Origin of the sequence: Nocardioides dubius, assembly GCF_039528155.1 — a bacterium.
In the GTDB taxonomy this organism is placed as follows: domain Bacteria; phylum Actinomycetota; class Actinomycetes; order Propionibacteriales; family Nocardioidaceae; genus Nocardioides; species Nocardioides dubius.
Genome location: NZ_BAAALG010000001.1, coordinates 21,646 through 39,693 on the forward strand (window position 1 = coordinate 21,646; position 18,048 = coordinate 39,693).

Consider the following 18,048-nt stretch of genomic DNA (forward strand, 5'->3'; position numbering starts at 1 on the left):
GACTCAGCGGGCGCTGGGGTCTGGCGGTGAGCGTAGTGAGCGGCCTCGGCCTCGAACTGCGTGAGGTCGTCGCGATACTCGAACAGGCGTCGGAAGTCGAACCAATCTACCCACTCGGCGGTCGCGATCTCGACATCCACCCGGTCACGTTGTCGAAGTGGATGCGGCAAGACCCTATCGACCAGTGTGAGCTCGCTGGGGTCTCCACTGCCGAGTCGGCGGAACTTCGATCGGCACGTCGCCGGCTCAAGGAGCGCGGGACCGAACTCCACATCGTCCACCAGGCTGCGAAGGTGCTTGGAAGACCGACCCCACCAAAGGCTCTACCCGGTAGTCGATCACCTAGCCGCATAGCTACTGGCGCACCCGTCGCGCCCACGACTTGGTCATCAGTGATTCTGTCGCCCGCACGATCAGCAAGGGCCGCTGCATCGGTCTAGAGATCGACAAGTGCCCTACCGCCTTCCGCGGCGGGCATGCACCCAAGGGCTGAAGCTCCGCAAATCTTGTTCGGATGACCATGCGCAGCATCCCCACAGCGAAGAGATGCTTGCCCATGTTCGACGCCCGCCGACCCACATCACTCGAATCGGGCCACAACCGGTCAGCGGACATCATGACCCCGCCTTTCCGGGCTCCAACGAACGGAACTGCTCCGCAGCAAACGGGTGGTTCACCCATAGGTGACTCCTGATCGTGCATCAGGCGCCACCTTCAACCTCGCGCCTGGTCAGCAGCCCAGTCGTATGCGGCGGACACCAGACTGTCTAGACAAGTGGGTTTGGGCCCTGCACCTGGGTTCGATCCGATCCAGTGGGCGACATCCACAACATTGTGTCGGCGTGTTCACTAGGCTGCTGCCATGTGCGGGCGCTTTGAGAATGGATCTGGTCTGTGACGGTAGAGCAGGCCGACACGCTGGCAGAAGCGAAGAATCTCTTCGCGTTCCTTGCCGAGGTGCAGCGGATCCGCGAGGCTCCGGTTCGCAGCTACCGACAGTACGACGAGACCTGGTGGCTGGACGAGTTCCCAGCTCACCCGGCCATTGCCAGTGCCCTCGATGAGCAGCCTCCGGCCGAGGACGCACCGATCCTCACTATCGACCGGATTGCGTCGCGGCCTGCACCGAAGCCATCTGATGAGCTGGCGCAGTGGATGGGTTGGAACCTCGACGACGCCAACGCCGAGCCGCGCCTGCGCGAGTGGGTGGATGCTTCGCGGGTCCCTCATCTTGTTCCTCGGGTTAGCGTTGAAGGGCCAGCGAAGTCGGTCTTCCTCGAGGATGAACCCGAACTGCGCAGTGAGGGTGCGAGGTACCTGACGCAATGGCGTGAGTGGGCGGAGCAGGAGAAGGCCGATCGGCCGGTTCGCGACCTGTACGCCGACCTATTCTCCGCGTACCAGACGGTCATCTCCCACGGTGAGGCCAGCGAACTGGTCCTCGGGGTGGGCGTCATCGACTGGGTTCCGGCTCACCACGATCAGGTGGAGCGTCATCTGCTGACGTTCCCGGTCACATTGGAGTTCGACGAGACGACCGGACGGCTCACCGCGCTCCACGACACGGGGTCGCGAGCGCTGTCGGTCGAGCTGGACATGCTCGACCCGGCCCTGGTGACCGCTCAGGTAAGCGAACTTCGCACGGCCACCCTTGCGTACGAGGGACACCCTCTTGATCACGCCGGCATAAAGGCTGAGGTAGTGAGGTTTGCTCACGCCCTCGACAGCAACGGTGCATACCTGGATGAGAGGCGCTCCGCCAAGCCAACGTCGGAGTTGCGCTCCACCTTCTCCCCTGCCCTCGTGCTGCGCCGCCGTTCTCAGCGCGGGCTGCTGGAGATCTTCCAAACGATCGGTGAACAACTCGAGTCGATGGGTGAAGTTCCTCCTGGACTTCTCCCGCTGGTGGATCCGGACCACCTGCCGACCAGCATCCCGGATGAGACGCCTGGTGGCATCGTGGAGATCGACAACGAGATCTTCTTGCCGTTGCCGGTCAACGAGCGGCAACTGCAAGTGATCACCGCTGTCGACCACAAAGCCCAAGTGGTTGTGCAGGGTCCGCCAGGAACCGGCAAGACTCACACCGCGGCAGCGTTGCTCTCTCACCTGCTGGCTCAAGGCAAGCGAGTCCTGGTCACCGCACACACTGACCGGGCGTTGCATGAGGTCCGCGACAAGCTCCCCGAGGAGATCCGGCCCCTCAGCGTGGCGGTCGTGGGCAGTTCACAAACTGAGATGGCGGATCTCCGCGTCGCCGTAGACACGATCACACGCATGAGCAACGAGCACGATTCGAAGACTTCGAGCGAAGAGATCGCCCGCCACCTGGCAGTGATTGACCGGCTGCGACGTGAACGCGCAGACACCTACACCCGGTTACGCCAATCACGCGAGGCCGTCACGACACCGACGTCCTTCGGCGCCTACCAGGGTTCCGTGGCTGCGATCGCACGGCAGATCGCAGAGACCCGCGATGTGCACGGCTGGGTCGTTGAGTACGTCGACGTCGCGCCTCAGGACGCGGTGCCTCTTACCGACACAGAGGCCATCCAGTGGCTTGCGCTGTTGAGCGATGCGGACGTGGCCGCAGACGGCGCTGAGGCTCAGCGACGTTTCCCCGCACTTGAGCAGGTCCCGAGTGTCGAGCACTTCGCTGGCCTCGCAGCCAGGGAAGGGGACGCCTCGGTACACTCACAGGCGCATGAGGCGGTGCGCGAGCACCCGCTGTACGCCGTGGTGGCGGAGCTCGATCCCGCGATTCGGGAAGCCCTGCACAGCCGCACCAGCGACTTGGCCAAGCTGTTGGGTGAGGTCGAGGACCGTAGCGAAGGGTGGGTCGCGGACGCCTTTCGTGACGTTCGGACCGGTCGCGGCAGTTCGTGGCGGGCCCGCGCTGAGCAGGTTCGCCAGCTTGTAACGCAAGCCCACCCTCATGTCAGCGAGCTGGGTCCCCTCAACCGCGTCGAGGTTGCCGGCGGTGACTTCGGAACGCTCGTGCTGATCGCTGAGGCGTTGCTGGCCTATCTCGACGGCGGTGGAGAGATCAGGACGCAGCCCGACGGAACGCCGAAGGTCGGCTTCAGGACCGCGAAGGTCGTCAAGCAGTCCCAGGCGTTCTTCGACAGTGTTCGCGTCAACCAGATCGTGGCTACGACACCGCAGAATGTGCGCGCGTTCTTGAATCACGTTCACGCCACCCGCATCCTGGATGCGTTGGATCAGGCTTGGCCGGCGAACGTGGAGATTCCTGCTGAGGACACCCTCGGTGAGCGTCTGCAATGGCATAAAACCGAGCTGGAGCAGCTCGGCGCGGTTCTAGCCACCGCAGCGAAGCTCGCCGAAACCGAGGGCTGGGTCAAGCAGCACGGCCTGAGCGCACCCAACTGGGCCGACCTGGAGGCGGTGAGTGCGTACGCCGACCTGGTCGACGCAGCCACTACCGCAGATGAGCTCGACCAGTTCCGCCGTCCCTTGGAGGGGTTGTCGCGCACCTTGGAGGCTGAAGGTCAGTGGGAGGACGCGGCCCCTGTTACCGCCGCGATGCGTGACGCGGTCGCGGCTCGCGACCGCAACGCCTACGCGAGCGCTCACGCCCGGTTGACGCACCTGCACGACGTCCGCGCCCGCATTCAGCGTCGCGACGAGATCGGGACCCGCCTTGAGGCCGCGGCGCCGGCGCTGGCTGCCGCCGTGACGGCGGACCCCCACGCCCCCCAGTGGCCCCAACATCTCACGCATCTGGATGCGTCGTGGCGGTGGGCGGCAGCCTCAGCCTGGGCTCAGCAACAGGAGCGGCTGGACGCGAACGCGTTGCACAGGCATCTGGACCTGCTGGAGAACCAGCTGCGCCAGGAGATCTCCGCACTAGCTGCAGCTCGGGCGTGGTCCCACGCTGTCGATGAGACGCGGATGACAGGTACTGCCAAGGCATTCTTGAGCCAGTACTCGTCACTCGTCAAGCGACTCGGCAAGGGCACCGGCAAGTACGCTACAAAGCGACGACAAGAAATCAAGCAGGCGCTCGATGAGTGCAGGTCATCGGTACCAGTGTGGATCATGCCGATCTACCGGATTGCTGAGCAGTTCCGCATCGAAAGCAACATGTTCGACGTCATCGTCGTCGACGAGGCATCGCAGGCGGGCTTGGAGGCCTCATTCCTGCAGTATCTGGCCCCCAAGATCGTGGTCATCGGTGACGACAAGCAGGTCTCCCCTACCGCAGTCGGCGTCGACCAGCAGCAGTTGCGGAATCTGGCAGATCAGTACTTGCGCAACAACAAATTCAAGGCCTCCTGGCAAGATCCCCAGCGCAGCTATTTCGACGAGGCCGACATGCGCTTCGGCGGCAAGATCACCCTCATCGAGCACCGCCGCTGTGTCCCGGAGATCATCGGTTTCTCCAACAAGGTCGCCTACGAGCCCGAGAACATTCGCTTGCTGCCGGTGCGTCAACGCACCGCCGGCGCATTGACCCCGATCCGCAGCGTCCACGTTCCCGAGGGCTACGAGAAGGGCAGGATCAACCCGGCTGAGGCCGACGCTCTCGTGGCTCAGTTGATCGCGTGCCTGCACGACCCTGCCTACGAGGGCAAGACGTTCGGAGTCATCTCCTTGATGGGTAAGGAACAGGCCAAGGCGATCGAGACTCGCTTGATGCTGGCCGTTAACCCTGAGGACTGGGCTGCGCGACAACTGCGGTGCGGCGACGCGGCCGACTTCCAAGGCTCTGAGCGTGACGTCATGTTCTTGTCGATGGTCAAGACAGCCGAATCGGGCAAGAGGGTCGGCTCCCTGACCATGGAGATGTACGTCCAGCGCTACAACGTTGCGGTCTCTCGCGCCAAGGACCAGATGTGGTTGTTCCACAGCCTGCTTCTCAGCGATCTGGGGAACCCCGAGGACATGCGCCACGCGCTCTTGGACTACGTCACCAACGTCGAGGCCAGGGCCAGCAGCCCGGATGACCGGATCCTGCAGTCCGCGGTGCCTGACGATGTCCGCGTCGAGCCGTTCGACTCACTCTTCGAGCAGCGGGTCTTCAACCGGGTTCACGGACGCGGTTACTCCGTCATCGCCCAGTACCCGGACCAGGGGTACCGCATCGACCTCGTGGTCGTCGGCGTCAACGGCAACCTCGCCATTGAGTGCGACGGCGACCATTGGCACGGCCCCGACGCCTACTACCGAGATCTGGCACGCCAGCGCGACCTGGAACGGTGTGGATGGACCTTTTTCCGGATCCGCGAGTCGGACTACTACCTCGACCCTGACGCAGCGTTGGCTGGCCTTTGGCCGCTGCTTGAGGAACTGACCACAGAGCGGGTGGGTCCTGGCACTGTCCCGGCGGCGAAATTATTGGCCCCGAGTGTCACCACGTACGCCGCCGAAACGGAGGCTGACTTGGACGACCTCTACGACGCAGGCGAATGGTCGGAGGACGTGAGCGAAAAGAGCGCATGGGCGGAACACCTCGCCGTTGGCCGAAACCATGTAGCGAGCGCCCGCAGCGACACTTTGCGACTCGAGTCACGCTCCAGCTCCGCAGTGCCGTCACCAACCCTCGACGTACATCCTCCTGCCGGGCAAAGCCCTGCAGCGGGAGGCCCGTACGCGGGCGGTGGCCTGTTTGAGCAGCGGGGTGTTGCGGCAAACAGCAATCCCGAGGGCACGGTGTCCGACGTGGTGGAGTTGCGTTATGAGGGATACCGCGGCACAACAGTAATGACCGACGGCGCGTCGGTCGTGGAGATCATCAATTCCTTGGTCGAGGTCGTGGCAGTGGAGGGCCCGGTCCGGGGTGCGTGGCTACATTCCACCTATGTGAGGGCGCACGGCGGTCAGAAGGTCGGAAGCAAGATCGCACGCGTACTCAACAGCGCGATCGCGACTGCCGTCCGCCGGGGACAGCTTGTTGAGGAGAACCCTCTCGGTGAGGCCGGGGTCAAGCCCCGGACCTACCGCCTCCCGGATCAACCTGCCGTTCGTGTCCGGCCGTTGGGAGGCCGCAGCGTTCACGACGTACCCCCAGCCGAGTTGGCGCAACGCATTGCGAGCTACCGGCAAAAGCTGGGCAACTCGTCTGAGCCGCGTGCCATCTATCGCGCAGTGCTCAACGAGCTCGGACTGACCAAGCTCACGCCCAATGTTGAGGAAACCTTGGAGCGGGCGGACAGCCTGAATCGCTGAGTGCGCGGTCAACCGTGCGTCTGTCTTCTTCGAAAGCCGCTGTGCTTCCCGCTGAAGAGGGGCGGCGGCTCTTGCCGGCGCGAGGCGGGTTCGCAGCGAAGTTGCCGTTGCCTGGCCGTTCCCAGAAAAGGATGACCAGCCGCGCTTCGTTTTCGGGCCGATTGCGGTTTCGGCGAGCGTGCTATCGAAGGAGTCCCCGAACCGATGATCGGCTGAACCGCACCGATCTCAGTCAGAGGCATGAGTGGTGGATCGTAGCTTCTACCCGTCGTGCCTCACCGGGCATTTCACGCTCGGTCTTCACGAGCTGCGTTCCACACAGCCAACGCAGCGTCATACGTGGCCAACTCTTTCGAATATGCCGAATCAAGCTCGACCTGTCGCGCGATTCGGTCAATCTCAGCGCGCGCCTTGTCGTTTTCCCATGCGCTGTACGCGGGATTTCTGATCATGCGTGCCTGCGACCCATAGCGCTGGATGCACTCAGTGCCAACACGATGCCGTTGGCTGTCCGGATTGGTCAACGGGCGGCCACACTTAATGCAGTCGTATGCGACGTCCCAGATCGTTGGGTTCGGCGCCTGGCCGACCGACTCGGGCTGCGCCTTCTGCAAACGGGGCTTCCGGGGTTTCCTTCCCGCCCGCCACCTTCTGCTGAGCCGTTCCCGCCAGCTCAGTCTGCGCCGATCCTCCGTACCCCCGCTCTCAACCAGGTTGGGACCAGAGCTCGAAATGACGGGACGGGGATCAGCGATGCAAGGTGCCTGGGCTGCGCCGGGATTCCCTCGCGGCTTCTCCATATCGGGCGCTGGGCCCCGCAGCCCGAGCAGCATTGTCATATTCGGATCAAGTTTCGACCCCCAGAGTGTCTTCTCCCCAAAGGGAGTCCGCACCCGCGCCCCCGACTTGCTCCCGGACGGCTCGCGAACCACATCAACAGGAAGCGGCACGCGCACCGCCCTAGCTCGCACTGCACCCTTGACAAACAGCAACGCCCGATCAGTCAGGACCGCCTCAACCCAAATGTGCGCACTAACGGAATAGCTGGCACATGCTCGCTCGTCATCTTCAAGGGCACCTAGAAGGGCAGCACGCATCCCATTGTCAAGAAAGCCAGACTCGGCATTGAGCGCCAACAAGCGCGAGTCCTCAAATTTGGTCACCTCGTCAGGCTCCTTTCTTCAGCCCTGGCTGGCTGTACTGGTTGAACCATGCCGGCGTGTCGGAAACACTATCCATCCCGATAATCCGGAGTTGCCGAGTGTCTCGTGGCGAGCTTATTGAAGGCCCGCTCCCAGACGGGTAGGAGGTCGTCGAGGGAGCGGCGGGCTGACCCAATCAGCCGATTCCGCCGGTGCCGACGCGCGGTCACAGTACCCGCCGAGAATCTTGGGATGCGCCGAATCCGGCGGCGGAGAAGCAACTTCCTAGAGATACGCCACCAGCCCCGCCACGGCATCTTCACTCACGTCAAGCGGTTCCGGGGCTTTGTCTGTGCCAAGCTCATCTCCCTCGATCATCTCGAAGGCAAGCGAGACCAAGGACAACGCTGAACTGACGTCGATACTGGTGTCGGGGTCGCAGTAGTCGTACTCGAAGAGGCAGTCGTTCCAGCCTTGCAGGATGAGTCCGTACTGGGTGACAAGTGTCGACAGGTTGTCGTGCATGGCGCACTGCTGTTCGTCGATGATGCTGGTATCGATCTGGCGGACTGCAGTGGATGCAGCACCGACCAGCCCCGAAAACGCTTCGATGTTTGCGCCGGTCGACATCCGCCCGTCTATGGCCAGCAGTGCGTCATAGACCGGCTGGAGCTCTGTGACGCAGGCACGTTCACGTGCGGCCCGAGCTTCCCGCTTGTCGTCGGCCTCGCTCTCGCTGACCTGGATGACGGCGAGGGCGATCACGCCAGCCACGAGGGCAACGACCGCGAACGCGATGAGCGCGATTACGGCCGGTCTACGTTTTCTCTTGATGAGCCTCTTGCCCGTCATCGGGTCGAAGACGGGCGCCTGCGTGCCAACCCGGTGATCCAACTGAGTGCCGGTCATCGGGTCGAAGCGCGGAGCGACGCCTGAAGTCGGGCCAGGCGGCTCGGGCCAGGTGGTGTTGGGGATGTAGAGCGTTGCGTCGCCCGACTCGACAGGCTGGTCCTCGGGTGCTTGACCGGGGTCCGTGGGTTGGGACATCTGATTCTCCTCGTCTCCATGTCCTTGGCCGCGCTGCGCTATGCGGGGCAGCGCGGATCGCCAGCGCCTGCCTGGCCACCCGGGTGGGTGGCCAGGCAGAGCACAGAAGCACCTGGCGTCAGGCGAGTCCGAGCGCGATGTAGGCCTCGCCGCCGCCGAAGAGGTCACTGACCTCCAACACAGCGCCCTTGACCTTGCCCGGCGGTACGTCGAAGACGAGCTGGCCCTTGGTCGGCAGGTCAGGATGCATCTCGGTGAGCATCAGGCTGGTGTCGGCCATCATGATCGACGCGTCGGAGTCCGTCTCGTAAGAAGTGTCGTCCTTGGCGACGAACTTCGCTGCCGCGTCCATGAACGTCTTAGTTTCGTTCTTGGTGTTCATGATGGTCAGGTCGACGATGATGAAGACACCGTCGGCGTCCTCACCGAAGTACTGATCTCCCACGCGAGCAGCCTTCTTCGCCGCCGTCACTGTGTAGCGCGTACCTTCCAGCTCGACGGTCTTGCCGATCCGGACCGGGTTCTCCTTGGTTCCAGGGGCGGCCTTCTCCTTCGGCTTCTCCTTGGGCTCGCTCTTCGCGGTGTCCGCGTTCTCGGCACCAGCACGCTTCGACGTCGACGATCCCTCAGTGGCCTCGTTGATGACCTTGGGGCCGCCGTCCTTGTCGTCGCTCCCGCCGGCCGCGGAGCCGATGCCGATCAGCACAACGAGAGCCAGCGGGATCATGAACCGCTTCTTCTTGAACCAGGGACGCTGTGCCTTGGCGTAGGCCTTCGCTGCCTTGGCTGCCGCGCGGGGGTCGAGGTTCGGCTGCTGCCAGGTCGGCTGCCCCGGGTTCGGGTTGTCCATTGATGCTCCTTCTTAGCTTGCTCAACAGGGATTGAGAAGGACGCTAGGAATGGCTGCCGACACAAAACCCGGTTTCCGCCTTTTCGGACTAGACCAGTGCGGCTGGCAGAGACCTCGTGTTCGGTTTTCTGTCGGGCTGAACTCGTAGCCTCCGCTCTAGATGACTAGGAGGTTCCACATGGACGATGTGAACAAGTACCGCTTGCACACCGCTGAGAGCGAAACACCCCACGACCTCGGCGGTTGGTTCGATGGGCAGGGCGGCACGACGGGTCTGACCACCGCGCAGCAGGACCGTGCCTGCGGTGCGGTCCTCGGCACCGCTATCGGTGATGCGCTCGGAGCCGGCTACGAGTTCGGCTCGGCTCCGGTTGGGCCGCAAGGGCCGGCGATGATCGGGGGCGGTCTCGGTGGCTTCGCTCCAGGCGAATGGACCGACGACACCACGATGGCCTGGTGCATTCTCGACGTCGCGGCAAGCGAGATCGACCTCCGATCAGCTGATGGTCTCGATCAGATCGCGCGAAACTTCCGCGCCTGGTTCGACAGTCATCCGCCCGACATCGGCAACCAGACCCGAAGCGTCCTGCGCATGGCAGGTAAAGACCCCACCGGTGCCACCATGGCAGCGATCGCAGGAGACCTGCACGCCCGTACTGGTCACACCGCTGGCAACGGTTCGCTGATGAGGACCGCGCCTGTCGCGTTGCCGTACCTCCACGCACCCGATGCCCTTACCGAAGCAGCGAAGACAATCAGCGCTCTGACGCACCACGATCTCCAAGCACAAGAGGCCTGCGTTCTCTGGTCACACGCGATCCGGCACGCCATTTTGCACGGCGAGTTCAATCTGCGCTCCGGCCTCCGCCATCTCAACGCCAACTCTCGCACCTTCTGGGTCGAGACGATCGACAAGGCAGAGACAGCTGACCCGTCCTCCTTCTCGCCCAACGGATGGGTGATCACCGCGCTACAAGCGGCGTGGGCCGCGATCCATCAGACGCCGATTCCCACAGACGACCCGCGGCGCCATCTCGAGGACGCACTCACCCGCGTGATCGAGATCGGCGACGACACCGACACCACCGCCGCCATCGCCGGGGCGTTGCTCGGCGCGCGGTGGGGCGCATCAGCCTTTCCTGCCGAGTGGCGGCGTATCAGCCACGGCTATCCCGGGCTGAGCGGCGAACAACTCGTCGGCCTCGCCCACCTTGCTGCCAACCGGCGCCCCGGCGTCTACGGGTGGCCGACGGTGCCCCTCATCGACTACTCGATGTACGACATCGGGATCGATCCGGTCCCCCACCCCTTCGATGAGGGCGTGCTCCTGGCCGATGCCGCCGCACTCGAAGCATTACCCGAAGAAGTCTCGGCGATCGTTAGCTTGTGCCTGCTCGGAAGCGAACAGGTCCCAACCGACGTCGAGCACGTAGCCTTCCGGCTCATCGACCGCGCCGACTCGGAGTCGAACCCGCACCTCGACTTCACCTTGCGGGATGCGGCGGCTGCCATCACCACGCTCAGGGCCGAGGGCCACACGGTGCTACTGCACTGCGTGGCAGCCCAGTCCCGGACACCTACAGTCGCCATCGCATACGCGATGAGCCTTGGCGTACAGCTCGACGAGGCACGCCGCTCCGTGCTGGCTGCGCTGCCCGCCGCCAATCCGAACCGCGGGTTCGAAGCCGCTCTCCGACGGTTACAAGGCGAGGACGAAGCATGAAGAAGACTCTCTACATCGACATGGACGGCGTGATCTGCGACTTCGACTCCGCCTTCGGCTACCTGGATCCCGGCGTCCTTGATCGCTACCGCGGCCAGGAAGATCAGATCCCTGGCATGTTCTCCCTGATGGACCCGATTCCCGGCGCCATCGAGGCCGTCGCCGAACTCACCACGTTGTTCGACACCTACGTGTTGTCCACCGTTCCTTGGGCGAACACCTCGGGCGCCAGCCAGAAGATCGAGTGGATCCAATGCCACTTCGGCGCGGACAAGGACAGCCCTTTGTGGAAGCGGGTCATCCTGTCGCACCACAAGCACCTCAACCGGGGCGACTTCCTGATCGACGACCGCCCGCACCGAAACGGGGCAGCGCGGTTCGCCGAAACCAACATCGGAGCCACCACGCTCCACTTCGGGGGCCTGGACTTCCCCGACTGGGCTGCGGTGCTCGACTGAACCGCACTGGGTTGGTTGGAGTCTCCAGCAGACCCGACCCAGTGCGGTTCAGACTACCTACGCCCACGCGCCTCGACGAAGTGATCTGAGGGCGCGGCTGCCCGGACCTCGCACCTAGATACCGTGCAAGATACGAACGGAGGAGATGCTGGTGAAGTACGAATCACGCTTGATGAATGGCCTTCCGCAGGAGGTCATTGACCGTTTCCAGGCCAGTCAGCAGCAAACGGTCGACAACAGCCCGAAGGATGAACCCCTTACCGACGCAGGTGAGGCCGAGAAGGACTTGGAGGGATCAGCCGAGAAACCGAGCCCGGAGGCACCGCCTCGCATCTAGAGAGTTCAGCATCGCGGGACCTGCCACAGCGTTAGCTCAGGATGTCCCCTCCGGCTCAACGTTCAATGTCGGCCTGTCCTGGCCCGCCGCGATGGAGATGCCGACGTCGTGGCCCATCACCGGGTCGACCTCTAGGTGCAGCGCGAGTTCAGTGATCCGTCCATCTTTCGGGTGCCAGTCTCGGTCGACAGTTGTCCGCCCAAGCAACGGGTCGAGCGCGTCGATGGTCGGCTTCCACAAGTTCATCCAGTTCCGTTGGGGACCGACAACGAAGCTGATGTGCAGCCAGACCGGGCCCGCTTGGAGCTCCCCTACGTTCGCTAGTCCGCGACGCACTTGCTCCTTGTACTCCGCGCTCTGCGCAGACGCCGTCGTTCGCACCTCGTAGGTGTTCGCAGGTGCCTGGGCGACTCCTGCCGGTCCGATGGCTACCTGCGACGTTCGCGAGTGACGCTTCGTGCACCACACCGAGACCAACCGCTCGTTGAGCAGCCGCGAAGCCAGCGGGTACACGTAGTTGTCGAGGTCTGCCATCGCGGTCAGTTCACGGCCCCGGGGTAACCCGACGTCCAGGGACAACGCCCACGGCCCGCTGCGCATCATCGCAGGGCCCAGAAGGTCGGCTGTGTCGTCCAGATACTCCTTCAACCTGATCTGGTCCGGGTGTGTCGCGCTGTTCCAGCTTGCCAGGCGTGGCGCCTGCCGCAGGGTAAGTGTTTCCCCGACAGGTCGCTCGTACCAACTCCCCATCGTCATGCCTCCGAGGCTCCACAGAGTCCGATGAAGGCACCCAGCTCCAACACACCTTGCGCGTTGGTCGGCATGAAGGCGGTGAGCGCGTCAGAGCGGACGAGAACAGCTCGCCACTGCGCCCTCGACACGGCAACGTTGATGCGGTTGCGGCTCAGCAGGAAACCCATGCCGCGCGGAACATCACCGTGCGACGACGCCGCCATCGAAACAATGACGACAGGTGCCTCTTGTCCCTGGAACTTGTCGACCGTCCCGACGCGGACCGCGGCGAGGCCGGCTTCAGCAAGCAACTTCCGGATCAGGACCACCTGAGCGTTGTACGGCGCCACCACCAAGACGTCGTTGGCAGTCAGTGGCCGCGGGGGCCCTTCTTCGGGGTCGTGCCACATCAAGCCGACGTACGCACGCACCTGCTCGACCACAACTGCCGCTTCCTCGGCGGACTCCACCCTGTTCCCCGAGTGCTGGACTGTGACGACGTCCATGCCTGGTGCGGCAGACTCGAGATGCCGTGCGGCCGCTTCAGACGCCGAGGTGAGTCGGTCTTCGTACGAGAGCCTCGAGACTCTCCTGCAGAGTTCGGGATGCATCCGGTAGGACTTGTCGAGGAAGTAGCCCAGTTCTGTGGGGATCGTGTCATGGCCGGCGGTCAACCAACCGAGTGCCGACTCGTCGACCGGCTCGGCGTGGGTCCCTTGGCTCACCTGCGGAAGCTGTTGCGGGTCACCCAACAGAAGAAGCCGTCGAGCAGCCACCGATGCGGCGAGGGTCGGAGCGAGCGAGAACTGACCCGCTTCGTCGACGATAAGAAGGTCGAGGCTGTCGCGGGGCACCGTGTTGGCGTTGGCGAAGTCCCACACGGTCCCGCCGATCACGCACCCCGTGCGTTTGTGCTCATCGAGAAACGCCGGAACCTTGGTCAACGGCGTCCAGGACGGGGTTTTGCTCTCCGGCTTGCTCTTCCCGACAAGTGCAGGGTCGAGGCCCGCCTTCACGACGGCGGCCAGCATGTTCTCAACGACGGCATGGGACTGTGCGACGACGCCGATCCGCCAGCCGTGCTTTTCGACGAGCTCCTTAACTACCCGGGAACCGGTGTAGGTCTTTCCGGCGCCGGGCGGACCTTGGATCGCGACATAGGAGTTGTCCATCCCCACCAGTGCCCGGACGACGTTGGCGAGGTTCGTGCCGCTGACCGGTAGGGCCGCTCCCCCTGCGAGACGCGGGCGTCGCAGGGAAAGGAGATCCAGAACGCTGTCCTCGGGAAGCGACGACGCAGCGACTGCTTTCCCCGCCACCTCGGCAATGGCCTCCTCGATCTTCGCCGTCGGCGGCGGGACTCCAGGGACCAAGGCGAGCGGCAGGTCCGCGAACGTCTCACTCGGCGGGCGACTCTCGGTGAGCACCACCACCCGAGGTTCGTCGGGCTCAGCCTCCAGGTCCGCGATGCTCGCCGCGGCGTACGGTGCGCCTTCTGAGCCGAAGGCACGAGGCGGGGCGGGCGTACCGTAGACGACTTGGGCTTGGGAACTCACCTTGCTGCCTGGGGCCCAGTCCCCCACCAGCCGCACGATCCGTCGCGCATTCCTTGCCTTGCCCTCGGGCACCGCCCAGTCCTGCAGCACCTCGGTCGACTCGACGATGAACACGTCACGAGCCTGCGCCCAGTCCTCGATCGGGTGCCCAAGACGCTCGAAGTGCTCCCACCAGAACTGCTTGCGTTCCCGACGGTAATAGTCGAGCGAGGTGGCCAGCATCGCGTAGGCCTGTTCCTCCGGGTTCCGGTTGAGGCGCTGCGCCGGACCGGACCGCGCCATCAGGTCCACGAACAGTGGATCCTGATCGGAGAGCTCCTCTCCTTGCTCGTCCTTGATCCGAGGGACGATGAGGTCACGAACACCGGCCTCTGTTGCACGGTCCAGGAGCCAGTCGCGCAGTCGCAACGTGGAGAGGCAGTCGTACTCGTTGTAGTCGGCCAGCGCGTCGAGATGCTTGGCAGCGGCCGCGGGGTCATCGGTCCGAAGATCGCGAAACTCTCGGTAGGCAATGATCGATCCTGCACCGTCGGCAACGTCGCTGTCGCGGAGCTGGTCACCCATGTAGAGCGGCTCCAACTTCTTGATGCTGTACGACGGTTGGGAGACCCGCACCGAACCACGGACCGTGGCGTACAGGTCGACGAAGACCTCGGAACGCAGAAGGTCGTCTAGTTCTTTCTCGCGGACCTGATACCGCATCGCTAGTCGTTTGAGAGCGGTCGTCTCGTAGGGCGCGTAGTGGTAGATGTGCATGTCCGGGTGCACGGCACGTCGTGTTGCGACGTCGTCGATGAAGGCGACGAATGCGTCCCGCTCCTCGGCCGATGAATGTGCCCATGTGCGCGTGTACTTCGCGTCGGTGTCGAGGAAACCCCACAGGTATTCAAGCCCGACGCGGCTGGGGTCGCCCTCGTCGTAGAGGGGGTCGCCTTCGAAGTCGAAGAAGAGATCACCGGGCGATGGCGCGGGAAGGAGGCTGAGCATCTTCGCGGCGCTCGGGACGAGCTCGTACGTGACCGCGCCGCTGTTCTGCATCTGTGTCCATTGCAGGGCAGCCTGGGCGCGTAGCTTCTCGAATGTGCCGGCGGTCATGCCGTCCGGCTTGGTTGCGGTGTCTGCTAGGTCGGTGATCGTGTTGATGCCCGCGGCACGCAGCTTGCGGCGCTGTTCCATGCGAAGCCCCGCCACGACGATGACATCGTTGGACGGCTCAGCTGCAGCGGCGCATTCGGCACAGCGTCCGCACGCCAGGTACCTGTCGTCTCCCCACCCGACGCCGGCGCCGCTGGCTTGATGCTCGGCAAGCAGTTCCCGTAGCCGCGCTCTGCGTTCCACGAACACCGGCAGCACATCCGCGGTGCGGAAGTCGGCCCGCTCGCCGTTGCCCAGCAGGAGCGAGACAGTCGCCGACAACGGCAGTCCCAATCGGGCGATCTGGTCGGCGTAGGCGCCGAGCTGGATCAGCGCCGTGGGCTTGGCGGAGCGTGCGAGCTTGGCGTCGCATACTCGCCAGCCGTCGTCGGCGCGTTCGATGAAGTCTGCGTATCCGAAGAACTCGCCATCGGAGAACGTGGGCTGGTAGACAACATCTGGCCCTTCCTTGAACGCCGTGAGCGTCGCTTGGTGGGCGTCTCCGATCTTGGCGCGGGTGAAGGGCTGCGTCACATGGTCGATGAGAGCTACCTGATGCGCACCCTGCATCTCGCTGAGGATTCGCGCCTCATGCTTGTCGCCCAACCGAGCGATGTGCTCCAGGAGCGGGTCGGCGCCGATGCCGTTCTTCTTCGCCCAGCCAAGCTTGTAGTCCAAAGTGCGCAGGATCGCGTACTCGCACTCCGCCGCAGCGGTGAGATCCGAAGCGCTCCAGTGCAGCTTGCCGTCAATGAGAAACACGGGCGTTCTCCTTCGTGCCGTTCGAATCGCCACCAGCCTGTCAGAACGAGCCGGATGGGACGGCGGATCGAACAGATCCCGATCAGGCTCCGACCGAGGCTACAAGGCGGTGCCGACACTTTTGAGCCATGACTACCCCTTGCACTCCCTACACCGCACGCCGTGCTCGAACTCAAGGCATGTGCCTCACGTAAGGAATACGTTCCTTTTGCAGGAGCTCCCGGAGCTTTCCGTACGGCCCTACCTTGCCATCGGCCCCTGGGAAGAAGTGCCACTCAACTAACTTGCAGATCTTGCGAGCCCGAAGCCGCACATCCTTCGCGACCTCGTTCTGCTCATGCCGCCAGTTGGTCATGCCGACGCCCTGCTTGACTTCTAAGCAACGGGCAGTCGTCTCGTCGAAGACATCGACATTGCGCTTCCCGCTACACACCTTGGTGCAGCCCGGGTCCAGTCCACTCTTCGGGCCAGATCCGGGCGTCTGACCAGCTAGATAGTTCTCGGCCTCCTTCTCTTTTGGATAGCCGGCCTTTGGCGACTTCAGAGTCCGCGTCGCGCCAGCCGAAGCAAGTTCGTCGTCACGGGCGATCCGCGCAGCACCTCGGAGCGCCGGGGCAGGAAGCGCACGACCCGTTGCGGCGCGCTTGAGGAGAGCGCTGGTACCGAGGCCCGCCACAACAGCGGCTAGCGAAACGCCCGCCAGTTCATAGTCGCCTTCGAGGAAGTACCACAGTGAGTTGGCGCCTCCTGCGGCGATGCCAACCGCCCTGAGATTCGTATTGGGTGCGGCGCTAAGCAGCGAAAGGGCTTGAAGCGTTTGATGCCCCCACTTCTGAACCCACCTCGCCACTGGTCCAACTACTTCCTTGACGCAGACGTCATAGTCGAGAGGGTTCCAGGAGCACTCGTCCTTATCTGCTTCCTCGACATCATTGGCCAGGGAGCCAAGGACGTGTGTGTCCTGCAACGGCCCTCGTTCCGCCTCGCCGGCTAGATCCGGCCCGCCGCCTGCATCGATCGCCGACGAAAGCGCAGTCGTCACCGTGGTTATTCCGATGCTGTCGCCATCAACCTGAGGGAACTCATGTTCGAACAGCAGATAGTGGGTGAATGACCCGATCTCGTAGTCGGTTCCGTCAATCCTCTTTGTGCCCGGAAGAAACTCGGTAAAGGCCCAATCGCTAGCGGCTCCGTTGGCCGTGAGGGCAGCGGTCAGCGCGACGACTCCGTCAGTGAGGTAGGCGCCGTTCGGCGCTGGCGCATACCTTCCCTCGTCGGTGACGCCTGGCCATGCCTCGGCCCCGTCCTTGAGGTCGAACTCCCAGTAGGACCGCGTCACCAGCTTCAGGAAGTCCATCGACCAGTAGCCACGAGAAAGCAGTAGCAGCAGGTTCTGCTTGTTGGCCGTATCCTGCGCACTGCGGCCTACTGTCAACGCAGTCGTCTCTTCGCGATAGAGCGACCCAGGATCCGTCGTGGCTGCGATGAAGTCCTCTGCCCACGACGGTGGAAGCATCCGATCTGCAGTGCCGTAGCTAGCCAGCGCAAGTGTTCCGGCCAAGTCAACAAGTACGGCCTCGTACTCATCTGGCTCAAGTATCGGCGTGGGGCTCGCCCCCGCGTCCGCCACGAAGTCACCGAGAACACGTGGTGTGGACGCCACGGTGAAGTAGTAGGCGAAGTCGAGATCGTCGCGGTTGGCGGCGAGCGACCTAGCCAGCGCAACGACATCGCCCTCACCCAAGTGCTGAACTGCCAGTGCGGCTTCAGCACGGGTCGCGGCGAGCGGGTCTTGGGGCACTGGCACCGGCGTCATCACCGTGAGCAGGAGAAGAACTAGGCAGAGCGTCAGACCAGCGCGAACCAGCCGACGGCGCCAGCGCCGCGCATGCCTTGGCCGACGGAGAACGAACTCGACGCGGCGGCCGTGGTCAGCGCGCGACAGCAGTTCCCAGCCGTCGTTCAGCCACCTGTCGACCACCCGACCGGCCCGTCTCCGTGAGGCGGAGACCGTCTTGTAGCGGTACTTCACCGGTTGGCCAGCGTAGAGAAGCCCGCTCTCATCATCTGCGGCTGGCTCCGTCACCTGATGTCTCTTCACCGATTTTCCTCTGTGCC

General features: G+C 63.9%; 9 protein-coding genes and 1 pseudogene. 4 read left to right on the forward strand and 6 right to left on the reverse strand.

Annotation, left to right across the window (positions count from 1 at the left end; translation table 11 throughout):
* Window positions 1-137, reverse strand: a pseudogene (locus ABD151_RS00095) (IS3-like element IS987 family transposase); the annotation flags it as partial.
* Window positions 138-894: 757 nt separating this feature from the next.
* On the opposite strand from ABD151_RS00095, the gene ABD151_RS00100 reads away from it, so the two are divergent.
* The gene (locus tag ABD151_RS00100; RefSeq protein ID WP_343989868.1) at window positions 895-6,189 is read left to right on the forward strand and encodes an AAA domain-containing protein; all 5,295 of its coding nucleotides are present in this window, start codon (window positions 895-897) and stop codon (window positions 6,187-6,189) included.
* 1,427 nt (window positions 6,190-7,616) lie between these two features.
* Here the strand turns inward: ABD151_RS00100 and ABD151_RS00105 are convergent.
* Together ABD151_RS00105 and ABD151_RS00110 are read right to left on the reverse strand one after the other, a co-directional pair.
* Window positions 7,617-8,378 (reverse strand): hypothetical protein, encoded by a 762-nt coding sequence (locus ABD151_RS00105; protein ID WP_343989871.1) that lies wholly within the window; start codon window positions 8,376-8,378, stop codon window positions 7,617-7,619.
* Window positions 8,379-8,496: 118 nt separating this feature from the next.
* Complete coding sequence (locus ABD151_RS00110) at window positions 8,497-9,228, reverse strand: DUF4352 domain-containing protein (protein WP_343989874.1); 732 nt, start codon at window positions 9,226-9,228, stop codon at window positions 8,497-8,499.
* A gap of 178 nt (window positions 9,229-9,406) precedes the next feature.
* Between ABD151_RS00110 and ABD151_RS00115 the strand changes: the two genes are divergently transcribed.
* The 3 genes from ABD151_RS00115 (at window position 9,407) to ABD151_RS00125 (ending at window position 11,746) form a co-directional block, all read left to right on the forward strand.
* Complete coding sequence (locus tag ABD151_RS00115; RefSeq protein ID WP_343989877.1) at window positions 9,407-10,951, forward strand: ADP-ribosylglycohydrolase family protein; 1,545 nt, start codon at window positions 9,407-9,409, stop codon at window positions 10,949-10,951.
* Between the two features lie 20 nt (window positions 10,952-10,971).
* Window positions 10,972-11,409 (forward strand): 5' nucleotidase, NT5C type, encoded by a 438-nt coding sequence (locus tag ABD151_RS00120; protein ID WP_343989880.1) that lies wholly within the window; start codon window positions 10,972-10,974, stop codon window positions 11,407-11,409.
* Between the two features lie 151 nt (window positions 11,410-11,560).
* Window positions 11,561-11,746, forward strand: a complete 186-nt coding sequence (locus ABD151_RS00125; protein WP_343989883.1) for a hypothetical protein — start codon at window positions 11,561-11,563, stop codon at window positions 11,744-11,746.
* A gap of 36 nt (window positions 11,747-11,782) precedes the next feature.
* Here ABD151_RS00125 and ABD151_RS00130 read toward each other — a convergent pair whose 3' ends face one another.
* The 3 genes from ABD151_RS00130 to ABD151_RS00140 all read right to left on the reverse strand — a co-directional run bounded on the left by ABD151_RS00130 (window position 11,783) and on the right by ABD151_RS00140 (window position 18,031).
* Window positions 11,783-12,502: a hypothetical protein gene (locus tag ABD151_RS00130; RefSeq protein ID WP_343989886.1), complete on the reverse strand. Its 720-nt coding sequence runs from the start codon at window positions 12,500-12,502 to the stop codon at window positions 11,783-11,785.
* Complete coding sequence (locus tag ABD151_RS00135; RefSeq protein WP_343989889.1) at window positions 12,499-15,930, reverse strand: TM0106 family RecB-like putative nuclease; 3,432 nt, start codon at window positions 15,928-15,930, stop codon at window positions 12,499-12,501. The genes ABD151_RS00130 and ABD151_RS00135 overlap by 4 nt, the downstream gene beginning before the upstream one ends.
* Window positions 15,931-16,102: 172 nt before the next feature.
* Window positions 16,103-18,031, reverse strand: coding sequence for a hypothetical protein (locus tag ABD151_RS00140; RefSeq protein WP_343989892.1), 1,929 nt, complete (start codon window positions 18,029-18,031; stop codon window positions 16,103-16,105).
* Window positions 18,032-18,048: the final 17 nt, after the last annotated feature.

Excerpts from the sequence above, each read along its gene's own strand:
- ABD151_RS00105 (WP_343989871.1), bottom strand. The coding sequence starts at position 8,378 with ATGTCCCAACCCACGGACCCCGGTCAAGCACCCGAGGACCAGCCTGTC.
- ABD151_RS00110 (WP_343989874.1), bottom strand. The coding sequence starts at position 9,228 with ATGGACAACCCGAACCCGGGGCAGCCGACCTGGCAGCAGCCGAACCTC.
- ABD151_RS00115 (WP_343989877.1), top strand. The coding sequence starts at position 9,407 with ATGGACGATGTGAACAAGTACCGCTTGCACACCGCTGAGAGCGAAACA.
- ABD151_RS00120 (WP_343989880.1), top strand. The coding sequence starts at position 10,972 with ATGGACGGCGTGATCTGCGACTTCGACTCCGCCTTCGGCTACCTGGAT.
- ABD151_RS00130 (WP_343989886.1), bottom strand. The coding sequence starts at position 12,502 with ATGACGATGGGGAGTTGGTACGAGCGACCTGTCGGGGAAACACTTACC.